The sequence below is a fragment of the Mesorhizobium sp. P3_A8 genome, assembly GCF_056402995.1.
The window spans coordinates 328,523-349,031 of the sequence record NZ_JBFUGI010000008.1 but is presented as its reverse complement, the minus strand read 5'-3'; the positions used below and the strand labels follow the sequence as shown (position 1 = coordinate 349,031).

Below are 20,509 nucleotides of genomic sequence, written 5' to 3'. Positions count from 1 at the left end.
CCCGAGCGCGCACCGCCGATGATGAAGGTCAGCTTGCTGCGATCAGGCAAAGCTGTCGCGCAGGCTGGTCGCGGTGCCGGTGAAGCGTCCGCGCACCACGCCGACGACAGCGCCAAGCACCAGCCAGAACACCAGATTGGTCACCGTCACCGCCACCACGAACTGGTGGTGCAGGCCTTCCGGGATCGGTGTTTCGAAGCTGTCGGGCTGCGGCGCGCCGACAATGTGCGGAGCGACGATCAGCGCTACGCCAAGGATGGCCAGCGGCAGCGACTTGCGGAAGGCGATCAGGCCGAGCCCGATGGCGGTCGCTATCACGGTTGCCACCCACCATATCTGGCGCTGCGTGAGGTCGGCCGCCGGCATGGCCGGCAGTTCCGGCGGCAGGCCGAGGCCAGGCGCCAGTGTGAACACGGCAAAGCCGGCCAGACCCCAGAACACGCCCTGGCGCCAATTGCCGATGCCGCCGGCGAATTCCGAAACCGCGACCAGGATCAGCGCGAAGCCGATGCCGGTGACGACATTGGACACGACGTTGAAGGCAAAGCGCTCGAAGCCGTCGGCCGGCGCCCAGCCCTCGTCTTCGGCCGGAGCGGCAGCCTCGGCCGGTGCCGGCGCGGCAGTGCTCATGGCGTTCGATGCCGCAGGAGCGGCAGAGCTCATTGCGTTGCCGCTGGCGGCATCAGTCGGCGCCGCGGCGTGTTCATGCTTATGGCCGCCTTCGGCCTGTTCGTAGACTTCCGCCTTGAGGATCAGCGGCACGGTGGCATAGGCCTGCATGCAGGCGAGGACGACGCCGGCCACGAGCCCTGCGATCGCCGCGATGAACACGACGTTGCGAAACAGATTCATGATGTCAGATCCTCGTCAGTGGCAGGGAAACGCCATCGAATGGCGGTTGTCATGACCGGCATTGTGGACCGCATCGATATGCGAGAAGCCGACAAAGCCGATGATGAAGGTGCCGAGCAGCGCGGCAAGTGCCAGCTGCATGAAGCGCGACTGCGAGGAGACGGAGGCGCCGAGGGAGACGGAAGCAGTAGTCATATCTTGTCCTTTCACCCTCCACCCGAGGGCCTGTCAGTTTTGCCGTCGCCGGCAGGTCTCCTGGCTCGCGGATCAGCGCCCTTCTCCACCTTCCCGAAGACGAATCTTCAGTGGCATATGGAGAGGACTACCGCACACAGTTGCGGGGGCAGCCACGGCATTGGGCAACAAACGAGCCCGCACCGCATTCCCTCTTGGCTCCAAAACGGAACCGACGACTGTATGACTATAGGGAAAATCACGACACGCGGCAAACCAAATTCCGCCGGCAATCAGCGCGATTGCGCCATGCCGACAAGTCCAGTGGTCCTGGGCACGACAATTGACAATCATGCTGGCCGGGTGTCGGCTGGCGTCCTCACAGGAAGCCAGCGATGCAGCCCCCAGCTATGCAGCCCAATGCCAGCGAGCGCGATCCCTATAACGGCCTGACCCGGGCCGAACCGACGCTGCCCTCATCGGCCTATTGGGATGCGGCAGCCTATCAACGGGACCTTGATGCCATCTGGTACAAAAACTGGCTGCTCGTCTGTCGCGAGGCCGATCTGGCCCAGCCGCTGGCCTTCCGCCGATTCCGCATCGGCACGCAGGACATCCTCGTGCTGCGCGACGACACCGGCGAGCTGCGCGCCTTCCACAACACCTGCCGGCATCGCGGCTCGCAGCTTTGCCAGGAGAGCGAGGGCCGGCTGAAGGCACGGCTGATCACTTGCCCCTATCATGCCTGGTCCTATTCGCTGCGCGGCGACCTCGTGCGCGTGCCGTCGAAATCGCTACCGGCCGGCTTCGACAAGGCCGACCACCCGCTCTATCGCGTCGCGCTGTCGGTGTGGCGCGGCTTCGTGTTCATCAATCTGCAGGAGGATGCCGCCGGCTCGGCGCAGGCATCCTTTGATCCCGCCTCCGGCAATCTCGGCAACTGGCCGTTGGAAACGCTGGTCTCGGGCCATGTGCTGCGCAAGGTGATGAACTGCAACTGGAAGATTTTTTGGGAAAACTTCAACGAGTGCCTGCACTGTCCGGGGGTGCACAAGGACCTGTCGCGGCTGGTGCCGATCTATGGCCGCGGCCTGATGAGCCGGCACGACGATCCCGAATGGTCCCGCCACGCCGACAATGACGCGCCGGAGTTTTCTGGCGGCCTGCGCGCCGGCGCTGAGACATGGTCGCGCGATGGCCAGGCGCATGGGCCGGTCTTCCCGGGGTTGACGCAAGCCGAACGTGCCGCCGGCCAGACCTACGCCACCAGCCTGCCCTCGATGTTCATCGTCGGTCATGTCGATTATGTCAGGACCGTGCGCCTGGTGCCGCTCGGCCCCGAACAGACGGAGCTTGTCGCCGAATGGCTGTTCGCGCCCGACGCGCTGGCCGCGACCGACATCGACAACATCGTTGCCTTCGGCACACAGGTGCTGGAAGAGGATGCGGCGATCTGCGAGGTCAACCAGAGGGGCCTGCGCTCGATGCGCCACGAAGCCGGCGTGCTCATGCCCGAGGAATACGACCTGCACCGTTTCCACAACTGGGTGCGCGAGCGCCACGCAGCGCTTTCGCCGTGATCCTTCACAAAGACTTCGGCAGATACCGCCAGGTGACAAAGCCGCAAACCGCCGCCAGCAGGCTGAGCGTGACGAACACCGATCCCAGTCCGAAAAAGATCAGCACCACGGAATAGACCAGTGGCGGCGTCAGTTCGGAAAAGTCGAGATAGGTGCGGTAGACCGCCGCCATCTGCGCCCGCTCATAGGAGCGCACCGAGCGCATGAAGGCGGTCGAGCCCAGTGCATCAAGCGCGATGGTAAAGAACGCGCCACCAAGCAGGAAAGCGCCGGTGAGCAACGGCGCGGTCGCTCCCACCGTGCCCGCAGCCAGCAGCATCGCCGACATGGCGAAATAGGCAAAGGTCATGGTCTTGCGGCCGCCGAAGCGTTTTCCCGCCTTGCCCCAGAAGATCGCCATGAACAGCAGCGCATTGCCGGCCGAAACCAGCAGGCCACCGGCCAGTTCGCCCTCGCCGGTGATCACCATGAACAGCGGTCCGTAGACGAAGAATGTCGACCAGAAGCAGGAGCGGCCGAAGGCGATCAGCCAGGCGAGCCTGAGCCTCGGCTGCGCGATGAAGCGGCCGATATTGGCGAGCGGGTTGGCCGGCCGGGTCTTGCCGGGCCGGATCGACTGGTTGTCGCCCAGCCGATAGGTCCAGAACAGCGCCAGCAGGGCAAACGCGAACACCGCCACCGCGCCATGAGCTGCATAGATGCCGAAGCGTGTGTAGAGGAAGATGCCGAGCGTCGGCCCACCGGTCCAGGCGAACATCGACCACGCCATGCGCAGCGATTCGGCCTGCATGAAGTCGGTCTTGCGGATGTGGTCCATGATGTAGAGGTTGAGCGTGATCGAAAGCGCGCTGGCACCCATGACGCGGCACAGCATGCCGGCCAATTGCCCGGCCAGCGTATGGGTGACGAAAAACAGCGAGCCGATGGCGAGCAGGCAGGCGCCGGCCGTGTAGACCCAGCGCCGGGCAAAACGGCGGATCAGCATCGGCATGAACAAGGTCACCGACAGGCCGAGCAGCGCCACGATGGTGTAGAGAATCGAGACGATCTGCTCGTTGTGGAGGATTTCGTAGGCCTGGATCGGGATGACGCTCGACACCGTGGCGCGGGCGAAGGATTCGACCGCATAGAGCGAGGCGAAGGTGCGCGCATCCGCGGCCTTGAGAGCGGGGAGCCAGATCGGATGGCGCACATGGGTCGACATTGCTTCCCCAAAGCAGAATCACCGCTCAAATCTGCCGTGGTCATTCCCGGGCGATTAAGAGGAAACCGACGCATAACCGGCAAAAAGCGAAACCGGTCAAAGGCTTCCCGGCTCTGGCCTAAGGCTTGGGCCGCGGTCTTCTTTTGCCCCGCCCAACCGTGATAGTCCTCAGGCGGGGCTGAATCAGATCGCGAGACCATGACCATCGACACGCCGACCGCACCCGTTCCGGAACCATCCAGGCGCATCGTCGCCATCGACATCGTGCGCGGCATCGCGCTGCTGGCCATGGCGAGCTACCATTTCACCTGGGATCTGGAATTCTTCGGCTACACCGACCCAGGCCTCACCGCCTTCGGCTGGTGGAAGATCTACGCACGCTGCATCGCGTCGACCTTCCTGTTCCTGGTCGGCGTCAGCCTCTACCTAGCGCACGGCCGGCAAATCCGCTGGAACGGCTTTTGGAAGCGTTTCGCCATGGTTGCCGGGGCGGCGATCGCCATTTCGGTGGTCACCCGCATCGCGACGCCGGATGGATTCATCTTCTTCGGCATCCTGCACGAGATCGCGCTCGCCAGCCTGCTTGGCCTCGCCTTCCTGCGGCTGCCGGCCCTGCTGACGCTTGTCGTTGCCGCGATCGTCATCGCGGCACCCGTCTACCTGCGCTTCGAGGCCCTGGATCACCCCTGGCTGTGGTGGATCGGCCTGTCGGCGATCAATCCACGCTCCAACGATTATGTGCCGCTGTTCCCGTGGTTCGGCGCGGTGCTTGTCGGCATCGGCGTGGCGAAACTCGCATCCGCGTCCGGTATACAAGCGCGGCTGGCAAGCCTGGTGCCCGGCCGCTGGGCCAATCCGCTGCTCTTCATCGGCCGCCATAGCCTCGCCTTCTACCTGATCCACCAGCCGCTGCTGATCGGCTGCGTCTGGCTGTTTTCGCAGGTCATGCCGGCCCAGGTCGAAACCCCACAGGTCAATTTCCTGAAAACCTGCCAGCGCTCGTGCGAACAGACGCGCAACGCAACCTTCTGTTCCAGCTATTGCGGCTGCATGCTGACGACGATCGAGGGCGAGGCCACGCTTGATCGGCTCGAGAACAACGACCAGAGTGCGGAATTCCGGGCGCATCTGGGCGATCTGGCCGCCAGTTGCACGGCCCAGACCGAAGACAAGATGGACGAGGGAGGAACGCAATGACCGAAACTCAACCGAAGCCCGGGGGGATCCCATGGCCGCCGGTGATCTACTGCGCGGCGATCGCCATCAGCATCATCCTCGGCATGCTCTATCCCCTGCCCTGGATCGGCGACCTGCTGGGCGACCTGCTGTTCGCCGCCGGCTGGGTGGCGCTGTTGGGCGTCGCCGCACTCTGGTTCACCGCCATCCGCAGCATGATGCGGGCCAAGACCACGCTCAACCCCAACGCGGTACCCGAACACCTCGTCACCACAGGCCCCTTCGGCATCACCCGCAACCCGATGTATCTGGCCAACACGCTGATGTTGATCGGCGTCGCCTTTGTCTCGGGGATTGTCTGGTTCCTGCCGCTGGCGTTCATCGCCGCCTTCGCCACGCAGAAGGTCGCCATCGAAGGTGAGGAAAAGGTGCTGGCGGCGAAGTTCGGCAAGAAATACCGGGATTACGCCAAACGCGTGCGGCGCTGGATTTGACCAGCGCTACGTGTTGACGCCAAGCTCCACCAGCCGCTCCACGCAGGACTCTTCGGCCTGGTCGAGTTCGGCCAGCGTCTCTTCGAGATCGCGGCGCTTTTGTCTCAAATCCTCGCGCTTTTCCTCGATGCGCTTGATCATCAGCTTGAGTTGACCGACCTCGCCGGGCGGCTCCTTGTACATCTGGATGATTTCGCGGATTTCGTTGATCGAGAAGCCGAGCCTTTTGCCGCGCATGATCTGCCGGATGAGATGGCGGTCGGACGGGCGAAACAGCCGTGTGCGGCCGCGCCGTACCGGCTGCACCAGCCCCTCGTCCTCATAGAAGCGCAACGTCCGCGTCGACACGTCGAATTCGCGGGTCAGCTCAGTGATCGAATAATATTCCCGCATTGCCACTCCCGCACGCCGAAACCCCTGGCGATCGCCATGCGGCGTCGCCTTCTGTCCCGAACCAAACCCTTGCCACGCCGGAATCGATGCAGCACCCCGCGCGAGCCTCGCACGGCATTTACGTAAAAGTCAATTGAGGGCGCTTGCCTTCACGGCACGGCGAACCACCAGGTGGCAAGGCCGAGGAAGGCGAAGAAGCCGACGACATCGGTGACCGTCGTGACGAATACCGCCGAAGCCACCGCCGGATCGATCTTGAACCGGTCGAGCAGCAGCGGGATCAGGATGCCGGCAAGTGCGGCGACGAACATGTTGATAATCATCGCCGCCGCGATGATGCCACCCAGATTCGGATCGCGAAACCAGGCCGCCGCGACGATGCCGATCAGGATGGCGAAGATGATGCCATTGATGAAGCCAACGCCCATTTCGCGGCGGATGATGCGGCCCGCATTGTAGATGTCGAGATCCCTGGTCGCCAGCGCCCGCACGGTGACGGTCATGGTCTGCGAGCCGGCATTACCGCCCATGCCGGCGACGATCGGCATCAGCACGGCAAGCGCCACGATATGCTCGATCGTGCGGTCAAACAGGCTGATCACCGACGCCGCCAGGAATGCCGTCAAGAGATTGATCAGCAGCCAGGGAACGCGCGAGCGCGAGGTCGAAAAAATGCTGTCGGAAAGCTCTTCGTCGCCGACGCCGCCCATGCGCAGCAGATCCTCTTCCGCCTCCTGCTGGATGACGTCGACGACATCGTCGATGGTCAGCACGCCGACCAGCCGCTCGTTCTCATCGACGACGGCGGCCGACAGAAGATCATACTGCTCGAACTCCCGCGCGGCCTCTTCCTGGTCCATGGTGGCCGGAATGAGATGGCGCGTCTCGTGCATGACCTCGCCGACCTTGACCGTGCGCTTGGTTCGCAGGATCTGGTCGAGGTCGATCGCGCCGAGCAGCTTGAAAGTCGGGTCGATGACAAAAATCTGGCTGAAGCGCTCAGGCAGGTTCTTGTCCTCGCGCATATAGTCGATGGTCTGGCCGATGGTCCAGAACGGCGGCACCGCGACAAACTCGGTCTGCATGCGCCGCCCGGCGGTCTCTTCGGGATAGTCGAGCGAGCGGCGCAGTCTGATCCGTTCGGTGAACGGCAGCTGCGACAGGATTTCGTCCTGGTCTTCCTTTTCGAGGTCTTCGAGAATGTAGACGGCATCGTCGGAATCAAGGTCTTGCATACCCTGGGCGATCTGCGCGTTGGGCAGGCTGTCGACGATGTCGCGGCGGATCGCCTCGTCGACCTCGGTCAGCGCGGAAAAGTCGAAATCGGTGCCTAGAAGTTCGACCAGGGCGCGACGCTGTTCGGGATGCAGCGCCTCGAGCAGATCGCCGAGTTCCGACTGGTGCAGGTCGTCGACTTCATGCTTGAGGGCCGACGTATCGCGGTCGGCGATCGCAGCCCCGATCTGGGCAAGGAAGGACGAAAGGACCGCACCGTCCTCGCCATAGATGTCGGCGTGGGCGTCCTCAGCCGCCCTGGCGGAGGTCGTCTGCTTGTCCTCCACCAGCGCCTCCCGCCATCCCGGAAAAATTGCATCTCAGGTCTAGAGCATCGGACCTTAAAGCGGAAACCGGTTTCGTGGAAATCCGATGCATCTCGCGTGCAGACGCGATTCGATTTGAGAACTTATCGCTCTAAGGCACGGAATATCAAACGAAACGCCTATTCCACGCCACTCGGTGAGCGTATCGCGGATGCCTGACCTGGCAATGCCAATCCCATCAAAAACCAGCGAACCCAGCTTCAGACGGCGCGACAGCCGATGTCGCTGGGGAAAGAGCACCCCAGCGCGATTGGGGCAGAATTGTCATGATACCGGTCCAGGCCTGAAACCTGGGCCTCAGAGTTGCGGCACCCAGGACAAAAACGGCCCTTGAACAGCAAGCCCGGGAAAACGAGCAAGGCAATCGGCGACCGGCGCATGCGCATTGTCGTCGCCGAGCGCAATCCGTTCGTCATATCGGCACTGCGCGAAATGCTCGAATGCGACGGCCGCTTCGAATTGCTGAGCACCGTGCAGAGCGGCAAGCAATTCCTGGAACTGGCTGACAAGGGCGGGTTCGACGTCGCCATCATCGGCTGGAAGCTCTCCGACATGGACGGCGCTGACGTGCTGGCGGAGGTCCAGAGCCGCAAGCTCGATGTGCGCATCACCGTCTTTTCCAACGACCACGACATCGGCATCCTGAAGCAATGCGTGCGGCTCGGCGCCCAGGGCTACTGTTTCCAGTTCGACGATCCAGCCATCATCTTCGACACGATCCTGGCCGTCGCGCATGGCCGCATCTGCATCCCCTATATCGACATCAACAAGGTCAACGACACGCCGCTGGCGCAGCTCACGGTGCGCGAGCGCGAGCTGCTCGCGGTGCTTTCCGATGGCTGGACCAATCTGCAGATCGCGACGCGGACCGGCATTTCCGAGAACACGGTGAAGTACCACCTCAAGAATCTCTACGACAAGCTCGACGTCCGCAACCGGGCGATGGCCGTTGCGCTCTATTCGCGCGAGCGGCGCACCCAGAAGCAGCCTTTCGGGTAGGCCAGGCTTGTACCCAGCCGGGTAGGCTTACCGGGTAGTCCGAACCCACCCGCGCGCGGCGAGATCTTACCCGCTGAGGTGTTGCCGGCATTAGCCGTCGAAACGAAACTCCCCATCACCGCTTTGCTGGATCAGGAGGAGTTCGCATCATGGCCGGTTTCACCCATCTTTTCATTCCCGGGCCGACCAACATTCCCGAACAGGTCCGGCAGGCGATGAACCTGCCGATGGAGGACATGCGCGCCGCATCCTTCCCCGATCTAACTCTGCCGCTGTTCGAGGACATCAAACGGGTCTTCAAGAACGAGACCGGCCGCGTCTTCATCTACCCATCCTCCGGCACCGGCGCCTGGGAAGCGGCGATGACTAATGTGCTCAGCCCCGGCGACCGCGTGCTGATGTCGCGATTCGGCCAGTTCTCGCATCTGTGGGTCGACATGGCCGAGCGCCTCGGCTTCGAGGTCGATGTCATCGACTGCGAATGGGGAACCGGCGTCCCGCTCGAGCTTTATGCCGAGCGGCTGAAGGCGGACAAGACGCACCGCATCAAGGCCGTCTTCTGCACGCAGAACGAGACCGCGACCGGCGTGACCAGCGACGTCGCCGGCTGCCGCGCCGCACTCGATGACGCAAACCACCCTGCCCTGCTCTTCGTCGACGGCGTGTCGTCGATCGGCTCGATCGACTTCCGCCAGGAAGAATGGGGCGTCGACTGCGCCGTCAGCGGCTCGCAGAAGGGTTTTATGCTGCCCGCCGGCCTCGGTTTCCTCTCGGTCAGCAAAAAGGCGCTTGTCGCTTCGAGGACCGCCACCCACCGGCGCTGCTTCTTCTCCTTCGAGGACATGATCCGCGCCAACGATGCCGGCTATTTCCCCTATACGCCGGCGACGCAGCTGCTGCGCGGCCTGCGCGCCTCGCTCGACCTGATCACCGACGAAGGGCTGGACAACATCTTCGCCCGTCACCATCGCCTGGCCGAAGGCGTGCGCAAGGCGGTCGACGCCTGGGGCCTGAAACTCTGCGCCAGGGCGCCGAAATGGCACTCCGACACCGTCAGCGCCATCCTAGTGCCGGAAGGCATCGACAGCGGCGACGTCGTCAAGCGCGCCTACGGCACCTACCAGACGTCGCTCGGTGGCGGCCTCAACAAGGTGTTCGGCAAGGTCTTCCGCATCGGCCATCTCGGCTGGCTGAACGAGGTGATGGTGCTCGCCTCGCTGTCGGCGGCCGAAATGGCGCTGCTCGATTGCGGCGTCAGGCTGGCGCCGGGCTCCGGCGTCGGCGCTGCCATTCAGCATTTTCGCGCCTCGGCCGCGGTGCCGGTCGCCAAAGCCGCCTGAGGGAGCCGACGATGAGCCACACCATCAACCATCTCAGGAAATTGCGGCTGCAGCGCAGCGAACTGGCCGTTCCCGGCTCCAGCCCGGAAATGATCGACAAGGCGGCGAACAGCGCCGCCGACTTCGTCTTCCTCGACATCGAGGACGCGGTCGCGCCGCCCGATAAGGAGCGCGCCCGCAAGAACATCATCCAGGCGCTCAACGACATCGACTGGCGCGCCAAGGGCAAGACCGTCTCGGTGCGCATCAATGGGCTGGACACCCATTACATGTACCGCGACGTGGTCGATGTCATGGAGCAGGCCGGCGACCGGCTGGACACTATCCTGGTGCCTAAGGTCGGTGTGCCGGCCGATCTCTATATGGTCGAGGCCATGGTCAACCAGATCGAGATGGCCAAGGGCTTCAAGACCCGTGTCGGCCTCGAAGCGCTGATCGAGACCGCGCTCGGCATGGCCAATGTCGAGGCGATTGCCGCCACGCCAGGCCGGCTGGAGGCCATGCATTTCGGCGTTGCCGACTATGCGGCAAGCTGCAAGGCGCGCACCGTCAACATTGGCGGCCTCAACCCCGATTACCCCGGCGACCAATGGCATTTCGCGTTGTCGCGGATGACCGTCGCCTGCCGCGCCTACGGCCTGCGCGCCATTGACGGGCCGTTCGGCGATTTCTCCGACCCAGAAGGCTACATCGCCGGCGCCAGGCGCGCCGCCGCACTCGGCATCGAAGGCAAGTGGGCGATCCACCCCTCGCAGATCGCGCTCGCCAACGAGGTCTTCTCGCCGCCGGAAAAAGAGGTCACCCGCGCCAGGCGCATTCTTGAGGTGCTCAAGGAGGCCGAGGCGCAGGGCAAGGGGGCAGCGGCCCTCGACGGCAAGATGATCGACGCCGCATCGGAACGCATGGCGCGCAATGTTTTGGTGGTCAACGAGGCAATCGAACGGGCCAGTCACGCCCGCGTCGCCACGCACTGACCGTTCAGGGAGGACAAAATGGACATCCACGAATATCAGGCCAAGGAACTGCTCGCGCGCCACGGCGTGCACGTGCCGCGCGGCGGGCTGGCCTATAGCCCCGAGCAGGCAACGTATCGGGCACGCGAGATCGGCGGCGGCAAATGGGTGCTGAAGGCGCAGGTTCATTCCGGCGCCCGCGGCAAGGCCGGCGGCATAAAACTGTGCGCCAATGACGAGGAGATCTCGAGTGCTGCCGAAGCGATGCTCGGCCGCAAGCTGGTGACCCAGCAGACCGGCCCGCGCGGCAAGCTGATCTCCAGGCTCTATCTCGAGGAAGCCGTGGACATCGCGCAGGAGCTCTATGTCGGCTTCGTGCTCGACCGCAAGGAAGAGCGCGTCATGATCGTGGCGTCGGCCGCCGGTGGCATGGAAATCGAGGACATCGTCGAGAAGGCCCCCGATTCCATCCTGCGCACATCGGTCGACCCCGGCGTCGGCATGCAGCGTTTTCAGGCGCGCGAGATCGCCTTTGGGCTCGGCCTCGACCACAATCTGATCGGCAAGGCGACCGAGACCATCTTCAGCTGCTACCAAGTGTTCCGCGATTACGACGCCTCGATGCTGGAGATCAATCCGCTCGTGGTGACGCGCGACGGCAACCTGATCGCGCTCGACGCCAAGATGTCGTTCGACGAGAACGCGCTGTTTCGCCGGCCTGAAATCTCCGAGCTGCGCGACAAGAGCCAGGAAGACCCGCGCGAAACCTTCGCCAGCGACCGCGGCCTCTCCTATGTCGGCTTGGACGGCAATATCGGCTGCATCATCAACGGCGCCGGGCTGGCCATGGCGACCATGGACATGATCAAGATCGCCGGCGGCGAGCCGGCCAATTTCCTCGACATCGGCGGCGGCGCCTCGCCCGAGCGGGTGGCGAAATCCTTTCGCGCCGTGCTTGGCGACAAGAATGTCGAGACCATCCTGGTCAACATCTTCGCCGGCATCAACCGCTGCGACTGGGTCGCCGAGGGCGTCATCAAGGCGATACGCGAGGTCGGCGTCAACGTACCGCTGGTGGTGCGGCTCTCCGGCACCAAGGCCGAGGAAGGTCGCCGCATCCTGGCCGATTCCGGCGAGGCGGTGATCGTCGCCGACACGCTGGCCGAAGCAGCCGAAAAAGCCGTCGCCGCCTGGCGCGCGGCCACCAAGAAAAAAGCAGCCTGAGGGAGGTCGAGAAAATGGCAATCCTGCTCAACCGCAGCACCCGCGTCATCGTCCAGGGTTTTACCGGCAAGATCGGCAGCTTCCATGCCGAGGACATGAAACGCTACGGCACCAAGCTGGTCGGCGGCGTCACCCCCGGCAAGGGCGGCCAGACGCATCTCGGCCTGCCGGTCTTCAACACGGTCAAGGGCGCGGTGCGCGAGACCCGCGCCGAAGCCAGCATCGTCTTCGTACCGCCGCCCTTCGCCGCCGATTCGATCATGGAGGCGGCGGACGCCGGGATAAAGCTCTGCGTCTGCATCACCGACGGTATCCCGTCGCAGGACATGATGCAGGTCAAGCGCTACATGCTGCGCTACCGCTACGAAGACCGCATGCGGCTGATAGGCCCGAACTGCGCCGGCGTCATCACGCCGGGACAGGCGCTGATGGGCATCATGCCGGGCAGCATCTATCTCCCTGGCCGCGTCGGCATTGTCGGCCGCTCCGGCACGCTGGGCTACGAGGCGGCATCACAGATGAAGTCGCTCGGCATCGGCGTGTCGACCAGCGTCGGCATCGGCGGCGATCCGATCAACGGCTCGTCCTTCAAGGACATGCTGAAGCTGTTCGAGCACGACGACGACACCGACGCCGTGGTGATGATCGGCGAGATCGGCGGACCGCAGGAAGCCGAAGCCGCGATCTGGGCCCGCGACAACATGCGCAAGCCGCTGATCGCCTACATTGCCGGCCTCTCCGCCCCGAAAGGCCGCCGCATGGGCCACGCCGGCGCCATCATCTCGGCCTTCGGCGAGTCGGCGCAGGAAAAGGTCGAAATCCTGAAAGAGGCCGGGGTGATCATCGTGCCGACGCCGTCGTCGTTTGGTGAGGTGGTTGCCGATACGTTGTCGCGGATGAAGAAGGCGGCGTAACCTTCACGAACAGGCGGCCTGAGGGCCGTTGCCAACCACGAGGCGGCGCAATCTGAATGCGCCGCCCAGCGGTCTCTTCCAAATAGTCGAGCAGCCCACGCCACGATAGAAGTCCGCCAGCTTTCGATGGCCTGGCAGAAGCCGGTTCGGCCCAGCCCTTAGGTCGGGCAACCGGAGCTAGGGCAAGCTACCGCCGTTACGGCGGACAGCTTCTCGCGCCTTGCGAACACCGGCTTCACATAAATCTTCTTCATGGTATCTCCCCTTCGCCAAAACCCTCAAGGCGACCCTTGCCGTAGCCTTGATCGCATTGTCAAGCGAGCTGCGAGCAACCACAAATAACAAAACAGTGACGGCCTCAGCTCGGCTGAGGAGACGGCCAGCCATCGATGAACTTTAGTTGGTCGAAAAGAACGCCCGCCATCTTCTCGGCAGCGATTCTTGTTCGCGAGCAGCGGACTGCGGCTGCCTTTCACATTGGATTCTGGTAGCCTGAGCGGATGGGGAATCTAATAGAATTCGCTCACGAGATGTCGCAGCCAGCACTAGACATGGACTGGCGGATCTTAGCGTTGGGTAGCCTTGCCGTACTGGTGGGCATGGCCGCAATATTCTGGTCAGGGCGCAAATCCTGAAGCTACCAAGGTTCCCAATTTGACGCTCCCGCGGTTTCGGCGCGCCCGCACAGGCGACAAGATCAGACCAAGATTGCGCAACAAAACTTAACATCACTTCACGCATGCAGCCACTTTCACCTGAAATAGTCCGAGCATCAGGGGCTCTTACTGCCTCGCTGCTCTGGAGCATGCATGTTCAAAATGATTTCTGGAATGGTCGCCGGCAGGGCCTCCCTCGCGGCGATGGCAATCCTGTTTTCAACGCATTCGGGGATCGTGCTGGCAGCGGACGCCATTGCCGTCGACACCGATGCCGTCGAAAATGGGGATTTGACCCCGCCGCCCGAGCCTTCCCGTTTCGGGCGCTTCGAACAGAAACTGGGCGACTGGCATGTCGTCCTTGGCGGTGGCGCCATCATCGCCCCCAAATACGAAGGCAGCAACGAGTTCAAGGTCATACCGGTGCCTTTCGTATCGGCGACATTCCTCGACACGGTGACGATCGATCCGACAGGCGCCAACATCGCCCTCTATGAACAAGGGCCGTTCGAATTCAGTGCGCGGCTTGGCTATGACATGGGCCGCAAGGAAGACGATTCCGATCATCTGCGCGGCCTGGGGGATGTCGACATGGGCGCGGTCGTCGGCGCCAAGGCGGCAGTGAAGTTCGGCCCGGCGGAAATCTTCGCACAACTGGACAAGACCATCGGCGGCAGCGATGGCCTGCAGGGCACGATTGGCATCGAGGTGAACCAGCCGCTGTCCCAATCGTTGATGGTCGGCGCCAGCGCATCGGTCGTCTTCGCCGACGAAAATTACATGCAGGCCTATTTTGGCGTCACGCCCGAACAAGCGGCTCGCTCGGGGTTGGCGCGCTATGATGCCGGCGCCGGGTTGAAGCGCACCGATTTTTCGATCTCCGCCACATATATGCTCAATCAGAACTGGATGGTGCGTGGCCAGGCGGGGGTCGGCATTCTTGTGGGGGACGCCGCCGACAGCCCTGTTGTCGTCGACAAAGTCCAGCCCTCGGGGATGCTCCTTGTCGGATATCGGTTTTAATGCCCACACATTCAGCAATGCAGGCAGCGGCAGACTCCAGCCGGATCGATTTGAACGCTGAGTTCAAATCGCCGAGGCAAGGGTCGCGTATCCTCATTGTCGAAGACGATATCGAGATCGCGCGCATGCTGGGCGAGACGCTCACGGAAAACGGCATGATCGTGGAAGTCGCCGGCAACGGCACCCGCATGAACGCCGCGCTTCGCACCCAGAAATTCGATCTGATTGTGCTCGATATCATGCTGCCGGGTGAAAACGGCCTCAGCATCTGCCGAAGGCTTCGCGCGCAAACGAACGTTCCGATCCTGATGCTGACCGCCCTTGGCGAGGAGATCGACCGCATCTTCGGACTGGAGATCGGCGCCGACGACTACGTGACAAAACCGTTCAGCGCGCGCGAACTGACGGCAAGGATACGGGCGCTGCTGCGGCGCACGGCTTACGCCCCCGACGAGCGGGACCGGACAAAGGTGCTTTGCTTCAACGGCTGGCGCCTCGATCCCGTTCGCCGGCAATTGCACGATCCGAGCAACGCGCGGGTTGCGACCACGACGCATGAATTCGATCTGTTGCTGGCGTTTTGCCGCAATGCCGGCCGGGTTCTGTCACGCGAGGAACTTCTCAGCGTCACCCATGCCGGGCTTGCCGGCCCGATCGAGCGAAGCGTGGATGTCCATGTCAGCCGGATCCGCCAGAAGATCGAAAAGGATGCGCGCGATCCGGTGCTTCTCAGGACCGTTCGGCTGGGCGGCTACATCTTCACCGCGACGGTGGAGGAAGCGTGACGGGTTTGGTCCGCCGTTTCCTGCCCCAGTCGGTGCGCGGGCAGTTCGCGGCAATGATTTTCATCGCGGTGATCGCGATCATGTCCGTAGGATCGGTCGTCGAAGGTTTGATAGAGAATGTCGACCTTCCCGTTGTGGAAGACAGCGCCAGGCGAGCCGCCATTGTCGCTGCCTTGTTGCGCGAAACACCGACCGAAGCGCGCAGTGCAACTCTCGCTTCGGCGACGCGTGCCGGCTTTGATTTCAAGATCCTGCCCAGGCAACAGATCAGCGCAATCCCATATTCCTATCTGCAATGGCGGAGCATCGAATGGCTCCTTCGAATGGACAGGGGGGCCGTTGATGGACGCTGGATGAGGATCGGCGATCAAGACGCGTTTGTCGTCGATCTGGACCAGCAGAGCGTCCTGGCTGATTTCGGCATGCCCGATTCCTGGCTCACGTCAGGCTTCGTGCGTGCCTCGTTCTACAGGTTCATGGCTTTCGTCGCCTTGCCCATCCTGATCTGGCTGTTTGCGGTATGGGCCGTGACGGATCCGTTGAAGCGCATCTCGGCGGCGGTGGGAGAGGCCGAGATCGAGAATGGCAACGAGCTTTTCGCCGAACACGGCTCCATCGAAATGGTTGGCCTGACGCGCGCGCTGAACAGGATGCGGGCGCGTATCCGCACGATGATCGAAAACCGCACCCGCATGTTGCGCAGCGTCAGCCATGATCTGCGCACGCCGTTGACGCGGCTGCGGCTTCGCGCCGAGCGCATGGAGGATGGCCCCGTTCGAACCGCCCTGCTGTCCGATGTCCAGCACATCGAAGATCTGATCGACGAGACGCTGACCTATCTGCGCAACGATGTCTCGACCGAGAAGCTGCAGCGGGCCGACATTGCCAGCGTGCTGCAAACCGTCTGTGCCGAATTCTCCGATGTCGGGTTTTCGGTTTCCTATTCCGGACCGGACAGGCTTCTGGGCTGGTGCAAACCCAATGCGCTGGCGCGTGCGATCACCAACCTGTGCGACAATGGGGTCAAATTCGCCGGCAATGTAACCGTTGCATTGACGCAGACCGACACGGCGGCGCGCATCGCGGTCGGCGATGATGGGCCGGGCATTTCGATGACGGCGCGCTCCCGCGTTTTCGAACCCTTCTTCAAGGAGGACATGTCACGCGGCGTTGCCTCGAAGCACGGCTTCGGCCTTGGCCTTTCGATCGTAGCCGACATCATCCAGGGCCACGGCGGCAAGATCGAGCTGCACGACAACCAGCCAACCGGCCTCGTCGTTACCGTCGAACTGCCGAACGGACCAACGGTCCAGCCATTGTAGGATGGCAGGCGCCGTGCTCGGTCTGATTATCGCCAGATTGCCGGAGGTGGTTTCAAGGCGTCCGAAGGCTTGCTTCAGGAGATATTGGTGCGGTCGAGAAGACTCGAACTTCCACGGGTTGCCCCACAGCGACCTCAACGCTGCGCGTCTACCAATTCCGCCACGACCGCACGTGGTAGGAGCCGGAACCAACCGGCTCGCGGCGTGTAGCAAATCGTTTCCGGCGAAACAAGTGCGCGACACGCAATAATCGCCAGTCATTTTGGCATAACGGTCGAGACGCTTGAAACGCCCCTCGAACTGGACGTTTTGGCCGATTGCCGCCATATGAAGGGTTAGGCATGTCGTTCAAGGGCACCGAGTGGTTTCGGGACTACGACATGAAAGACAAACACCCAGGGCGTATCGCGCATTTGACATGACGCGCCGCGGTCGAGAGCCGTGATGACAGAACGCAGCCAGATTGCCACGTCGTTCCTGCCCCTGCCCGGCTCAGCACCGGTCGAGTGGCGCACCCAGCCTGGCCTTACCGCCTATCCCCAGGCGCTGGCCTTCATGGAGGCGCGTGCCGAGGCGATCCGCAGCGGGGCCGCCGGCGAAATGGTCTGGCTGGTCGAACATCCCCCGCTCTACACCGCCGGCACCAGCGCCCGCATCGAGGACCTGATCGATCCCGACCGCTTTCCGGTCTTTTCGGCCGGACGCGGCGGTGAATACACCTATCATGGGCCCGGCCAGCGGGTCGCCTATGTCATGCTCGACCTGAAGCGGCGGCGCGAAGACGTGCGCGCTTTCGTCGCCGCACTCGAACAGTGGATCATCGGCACGCTCGCCGCCTTCAACGTGCACGGCGAGCGCCGCGAGGACCGTGTCGGCGTGTGGGTGGTGCGGCCTGATCGCCCTGCCCTGCCGGACGGCTCGCCGGCGGAGGACAAAATCGCGGCGATCGGCATCCGGCTCCGGCGCTGGGTGAGTTTTCACGGCATCGCCATCAATGTCGAACCGGACCTCTCCCATTTCGGAGGCATCGTGCCGTGCGGCGTGCAGGACCACGGCGTCACCAGCCTCGTCGACCTTGGTCTTCCCTTGGGGATGGCCGACCTCGATCTGGCGCTGAAATCAGCCTTCGAGGATGTCTTTGGCCCAGCAATTGCCTTGACTGCCGAAGCGGCCCGCAAGGCCGGTTGACCGTTTCGGGTTCAAAGCAGTTGCGCCGAGGCCCACAACACGCCGCAGCCATGAATGGTGAACACCGCCAGCAGCGCGCCGGCGATGGCTAAGCGATCAACGGTGCGGATCGGCTCCAACTCGTGGCGCGGCTTCACGCCGCTGCCGACAGTGAGCAGGCTGAGGATCGAAAAGACCGCTCCCGCCACAATTAGAAAGCCGGACGAGAAGCCTGCCTGTCGGCCGAGTGCCAGGAAGACGGAAAGCAGGAAGAACGAGGCCAGCGCCAGTGCGATCGGCCCAGGGCAGATCTGGCGCAGCACCTGGCCGCCGTCGAATTTCCACACCGGCACCAGATTGGCGATGTTGAACAGGGCCGCACAGCCGGCCAGCGCCGCCAGCAGCGCGGCCGCGGCCTTGTGCCCCTCGCCGCCCGCAAACGCACTGGCGGCGATGATGATAGGCACCAGGAACGCGGAGAACCCCGCCCCCATCAGCGCCACGAAGGCCACCTCGAAACGGCTGTTATAGGGCCGGCCACCAATGGCGATGCCGCCGAGCAGCGGAATGAAGATCATCCGCGCCTTGCGGTGACCCATCAGCCGGAACGCCGCCATATGGCCGAGCTCGTGCAAGGCCACGACCGACGTCAGGATAGCGGCCAGCGCCAGCCCGCCAAGGTGGAGGCCGAAGAACGGCCACAGGATCAACGCCGACAGCACGGCAAAGCCGACCTGGCTCAGCGGATGCTCGAACCAGCCGCCTTTGCGATACTGCCCGGTTACCGCCCAACGCTGCAGCTTGGACAGTTCGCGGCGTATGGCGAAGTACCGAAACACCAGGAAGGCAGCGCCGCGGTAACGATCCGTCTGGCTGAGCGTCACCCGCGTGCCGCTGCCTTCGGGGACGAGCTCGGCGGTTTCGCGATAGTCTTTCCAGAACGAGACATCGAGCGCGGTATCCTCGAGGACGCGCATGGCGAAGCGGCTGCCCTCGACGACGTCTTCAAATCGCGCCCTGCGTTCGATCGGCTTGCCGTCGCGGCCTTCCCACGACAGCATGATGCGGGACACGCCCTCCCCGTCCAGCGGCTGCGCCGACAGGATCTCGCCGGACCAGCCGGCGTCGCTGCCAAGCGGCCACAGCGCCTGCCAGAGGCGCTGGCGGTCCATCGCCACCACGCGGCTGACCCTGACCGTGCGCAAACCAAGCGGCACGGTCATCAAGAGAAAGATCAGCCCGAGATTGCTGGCCACCAGAATGGCCGTGACGATGGGAGACACCTGGACGTTGCTCCTGCCTTGGAGACGCACCCTAGCGCCGCGGCGGCAAGAAAGACTTAACGGCGAAGCGGGTTCAACCGCTGGGAACGACGGCGGCAAGAGCCGCCAAATCACATGGCGCCGATCCAGATCGCCATGGAAACGAGAAACGCACTCATGCAAACCAGCGAGATGACATCCTGAACCAGATCGGTCATAACTCTCTCCTGTTGTTGATATGTTCGCAATTTGTTCTAATTTTGTTTCAATGTCAACGACCCCAATCCCGGGCATTTCCGGAATCGCCGGCGATCAATTCCGCAGGGTTAAGGAAAGGTTGACGCGGCGAATGCCCGGTCATCAAGCGCCGACCAGGGCTCGTCGAGATTTAGGTCAGGCTGAGTCGAGAATGGTGGACTCCGAGAACCGGAACGAAGTGTACTTTCGGGTACACCGGAAGCGCAGGAGGCCGCCTTTCGCAGCCGGGCATCAACTGGGTATGCCGTGCCCTGCTAAAGCGGCACCACCTTGCCGTCGCCGCGAACCCGTCCGGCAGCAGTCGGCCGCGATGGCGCGGGGTTGGAAAGGACGGGCGGCATTCGCAAGCAAGCACGCGAACAAGTAAAGTTGAAGTTGAACCGATTTTCCACCGCGCGAAAAACGGGCATAGCCTGCGATGGAAGGCGGGTGTGCGACAATCCCGTTAGCTGCCATGAGGTTGTGATGTTAGCTGCCCACTCAGACAGTTTCGTCGCGTATCCGTCACGCTGGCGGTGCGCACTTCTTGCATTTGGTTCATTAGCTTTTGTTATCGTAGGGCTGTGGATGTTAGGCGCCTTTGGTGCTGTGCCTACCCCTACTATCCAATACTCTCATCGGAAAATACTTATTGCCGGCTGGATTGCTGTGATAGTGGGTCCGTTTGCCGCGATAAAATGGACTTCAAAATTGTTCGTGACGGCGGAGCAATTGCGTATCGACGCGGCGGGTATTCGCTATTCGCCTTGGTCCGATAAAACTATACCCTGGTCGGAGATAGCAGACGTAACGACCTGGTCACGAAACGCGCTGAAGCGAATCGTTTTACATCTACGCCATCCCAACAACTTCCCCGGCAAAGGATTAGCTGCTCGTTTGGTTAGTAAGCTTACCGGAGGTAATGTATCCATAACCATTTTACTGACCGGCACAGACCGTAGCTACGATGAGGCTATGTCAGCGATCGAGCGTTACAGGCAGCCGAGCCAACCCCCCGTTGCCCGCTTGGCCGCCTAATCAGTCGAGAAGCGGGCGGGCTAAAACCCACCAATCTCTGCCCTTCACGTTTATGGGTTACGGCCTGAATGAGGGATGCTGATTGACACTCGGAGAGATCAGACCCCGAACGCCA

The 20,509-nt window shown here is 62.9% G+C and carries 19 protein-coding genes, 1 tRNA gene and 1 riboswitch; of the genes, 13 read left to right on the top strand and 7 right to left on the bottom strand.

What is annotated here, in order from left to right:
• Nucleotides 1–42: 42 nt before the first annotated feature.
• Nucleotides 43–852 carry a CbtA family protein gene (locus AC1DX4_RS21040; RefSeq protein WP_477222106.1) on the bottom strand — a complete coding sequence of 270 codons (810 nt, stop codon included), beginning with the start codon at nucleotides 850–852 and terminating at the stop codon, nucleotides 43–45.
• Between the two features lie 15 nt (nucleotides 853–867).
• Nucleotides 868–1,047 carry a CbtB domain-containing protein gene (locus tag AC1DX4_RS21035; protein ID WP_027029535.1) on the bottom strand — a complete coding sequence of 60 codons (180 nt, stop codon included), beginning with the start codon at nucleotides 1,045–1,047 and terminating at the stop codon, nucleotides 868–870.
• Nucleotides 1,048–1,080: 33 nt separating this feature from the next.
• Nucleotides 1,081–1,278, bottom strand: a riboswitch (cobalamin riboswitch).
• 158 nt (nucleotides 1,279–1,436) lie between these two features.
• Here AC1DX4_RS21035 and AC1DX4_RS21030 point away from each other — a divergent pair.
• Nucleotides 1,437–2,606, top strand: a complete 1,170-nt coding sequence (locus AC1DX4_RS21030) for an aromatic ring-hydroxylating oxygenase subunit alpha (RefSeq protein ID WP_477222116.1) — start codon at nucleotides 1,437–1,439, stop codon at nucleotides 2,604–2,606.
• Between the two features lie 4 nt (nucleotides 2,607–2,610).
• Here the strand turns inward: AC1DX4_RS21030 and AC1DX4_RS21025 are convergent, their stop codons facing one another.
• On the bottom strand, nucleotides 2,611–3,810 hold the full coding sequence (locus AC1DX4_RS21025) for an MFS transporter (RefSeq protein WP_477222105.1): 1,200 nt from the start codon (nucleotides 3,808–3,810) through the stop codon (nucleotides 2,611–2,613).
• A 198-nt stretch (nucleotides 3,811–4,008) separates the two neighbouring features.
• Between AC1DX4_RS21025 and AC1DX4_RS21020 the strand changes: the two genes are divergently transcribed.
• Together AC1DX4_RS21020 and AC1DX4_RS21015 are read left to right on the top strand one after the other, a co-directional pair.
• Nucleotides 4,009–5,007, top strand: coding sequence for a heparan-alpha-glucosaminide N-acetyltransferase (locus tag AC1DX4_RS21020; protein WP_477222104.1), 999 nt, complete (start codon nucleotides 4,009–4,011; stop codon nucleotides 5,005–5,007).
• Nucleotides 5,004–5,480 carry a methyltransferase family protein gene (locus tag AC1DX4_RS21015; protein ID WP_477222103.1) on the top strand — a complete coding sequence of 159 codons (477 nt, stop codon included), beginning with the start codon at nucleotides 5,004–5,006 and terminating at the stop codon, nucleotides 5,478–5,480. Before AC1DX4_RS21020 ends, AC1DX4_RS21015 begins: the two co-directional genes overlap by 4 nt.
• A 6-nt stretch (nucleotides 5,481–5,486) precedes the next feature.
• On the opposite strand, the gene AC1DX4_RS21010 is transcribed toward AC1DX4_RS21015, so the two are convergent.
• Both AC1DX4_RS21010 and mgtE read right to left on the bottom strand, forming a co-directional pair.
• Nucleotides 5,487–5,873 carry a MerR family transcriptional regulator gene (locus tag AC1DX4_RS21010; protein WP_006203215.1) on the bottom strand — a complete coding sequence of 129 codons (387 nt, stop codon included), beginning with the start codon at nucleotides 5,871–5,873 and terminating at the stop codon, nucleotides 5,487–5,489.
• A gap of 149 nt (nucleotides 5,874–6,022) precedes the next feature.
• Nucleotides 6,023–7,435: a magnesium transporter gene (gene mgtE / locus AC1DX4_RS21005; RefSeq protein ID WP_477222102.1), complete on the bottom strand. Its 1,413-nt coding sequence runs from the start codon at nucleotides 7,433–7,435 to the stop codon at nucleotides 6,023–6,025.
• A 417-nt stretch (nucleotides 7,436–7,852) separates the two neighbouring features.
• On the opposite strand from mgtE, the gene AC1DX4_RS21000 reads away from it, so the two are divergent.
• The 8 genes from AC1DX4_RS21000 (at nucleotide 7,853) to AC1DX4_RS20965 (ending at nucleotide 16,690) form a co-directional block, all read left to right on the top strand.
• Nucleotides 7,853–8,473, top strand: a complete 621-nt coding sequence (locus tag AC1DX4_RS21000) for a LuxR C-terminal-related transcriptional regulator (protein WP_477222115.1) — start codon at nucleotides 7,853–7,855, stop codon at nucleotides 8,471–8,473.
• A gap of 149 nt (nucleotides 8,474–8,622) precedes the next feature.
• Complete coding sequence (locus tag AC1DX4_RS20995; protein ID WP_477222101.1) at nucleotides 8,623–9,813, top strand: aminotransferase class V-fold PLP-dependent enzyme; 1,191 nt, start codon at nucleotides 8,623–8,625, stop codon at nucleotides 9,811–9,813.
• Nucleotides 9,814–9,824: 11 nt separating this feature from the next.
• On the top strand, nucleotides 9,825–10,787 hold the full coding sequence (locus AC1DX4_RS20990; RefSeq protein WP_477222100.1) for an HpcH/HpaI aldolase/citrate lyase family protein: 963 nt from the start codon (nucleotides 9,825–9,827) through the stop codon (nucleotides 10,785–10,787).
• 18 nt (nucleotides 10,788–10,805) lie between these two features.
• Nucleotides 10,806–11,990 carry a malate--CoA ligase subunit beta gene (locus tag AC1DX4_RS20985; protein WP_027044920.1) on the top strand — a complete coding sequence of 395 codons (1,185 nt, stop codon included), beginning with the start codon at nucleotides 10,806–10,808 and terminating at the stop codon, nucleotides 11,988–11,990.
• Between the two features lie 14 nt (nucleotides 11,991–12,004).
• A complete protein-coding gene (sucD, locus tag AC1DX4_RS20980; protein ID WP_477222099.1) occupies nucleotides 12,005–12,904 on the top strand; it encodes a succinate--CoA ligase subunit alpha in 900 nt (299 codons plus the stop codon).
• 809 nt (nucleotides 12,905–13,713) lie between these two features.
• Nucleotides 13,714–14,583 carry a MipA/OmpV family protein gene (locus tag AC1DX4_RS20975; protein WP_477222098.1) on the top strand — a complete coding sequence of 290 codons (870 nt, stop codon included), beginning with the start codon at nucleotides 13,714–13,716 and terminating at the stop codon, nucleotides 14,581–14,583.
• Between the two features lie 17 nt (nucleotides 14,584–14,600).
• Nucleotides 14,601–15,368, top strand: coding sequence for a response regulator (locus tag AC1DX4_RS20970; RefSeq protein ID WP_477222114.1), 768 nt, complete (start codon nucleotides 14,601–14,603; stop codon nucleotides 15,366–15,368).
• Nucleotides 15,365–16,690: a sensor histidine kinase gene (locus AC1DX4_RS20965; protein WP_477222097.1), complete on the top strand. Its 1,326-nt coding sequence runs from the start codon at nucleotides 15,365–15,367 to the stop codon at nucleotides 16,688–16,690. Before AC1DX4_RS20970 ends, AC1DX4_RS20965 begins: the two co-directional genes overlap by 4 nt.
• An 85-nt stretch (nucleotides 16,691–16,775) precedes the next feature.
• Here the strand turns inward: AC1DX4_RS20965 and AC1DX4_RS20960 are convergent.
• A tRNA-Leu gene (locus AC1DX4_RS20960) sits at nucleotides 16,776–16,860 on the bottom strand.
• 274 nt (nucleotides 16,861–17,134) lie between these two features.
• Between AC1DX4_RS20960 and lipB the strand changes: the two genes are divergently transcribed.
• Nucleotides 17,135–17,878 carry a lipoyl(octanoyl) transferase LipB gene (gene lipB, locus AC1DX4_RS20955; protein WP_477222096.1) on the top strand — a complete coding sequence of 248 codons (744 nt, stop codon included), beginning with the start codon at nucleotides 17,135–17,137 and terminating at the stop codon, nucleotides 17,876–17,878.
• A gap of 11 nt (nucleotides 17,879–17,889) precedes the next feature.
• On the opposite strand, the gene AC1DX4_RS20950 is transcribed toward lipB, so the two are convergent.
• A complete protein-coding gene (locus AC1DX4_RS20950) occupies nucleotides 17,890–19,140 on the bottom strand; it encodes a site-2 protease family protein (protein ID WP_477222095.1) in 1,251 nt (416 codons plus the stop codon).
• Nucleotides 19,141–19,842: 702 nt separating this feature from the next.
• Between AC1DX4_RS20950 and AC1DX4_RS20945 the strand changes: the two genes are divergently transcribed.
• The gene (locus AC1DX4_RS20945) at nucleotides 19,843–20,394 is read left to right on the top strand and encodes an STM3941 family protein (protein WP_477222094.1); all 552 of its coding nucleotides are present in this window, start codon (nucleotides 19,843–19,845) and stop codon (nucleotides 20,392–20,394) included.
• Nucleotides 20,395–20,509: the final 115 nt, after the last annotated feature.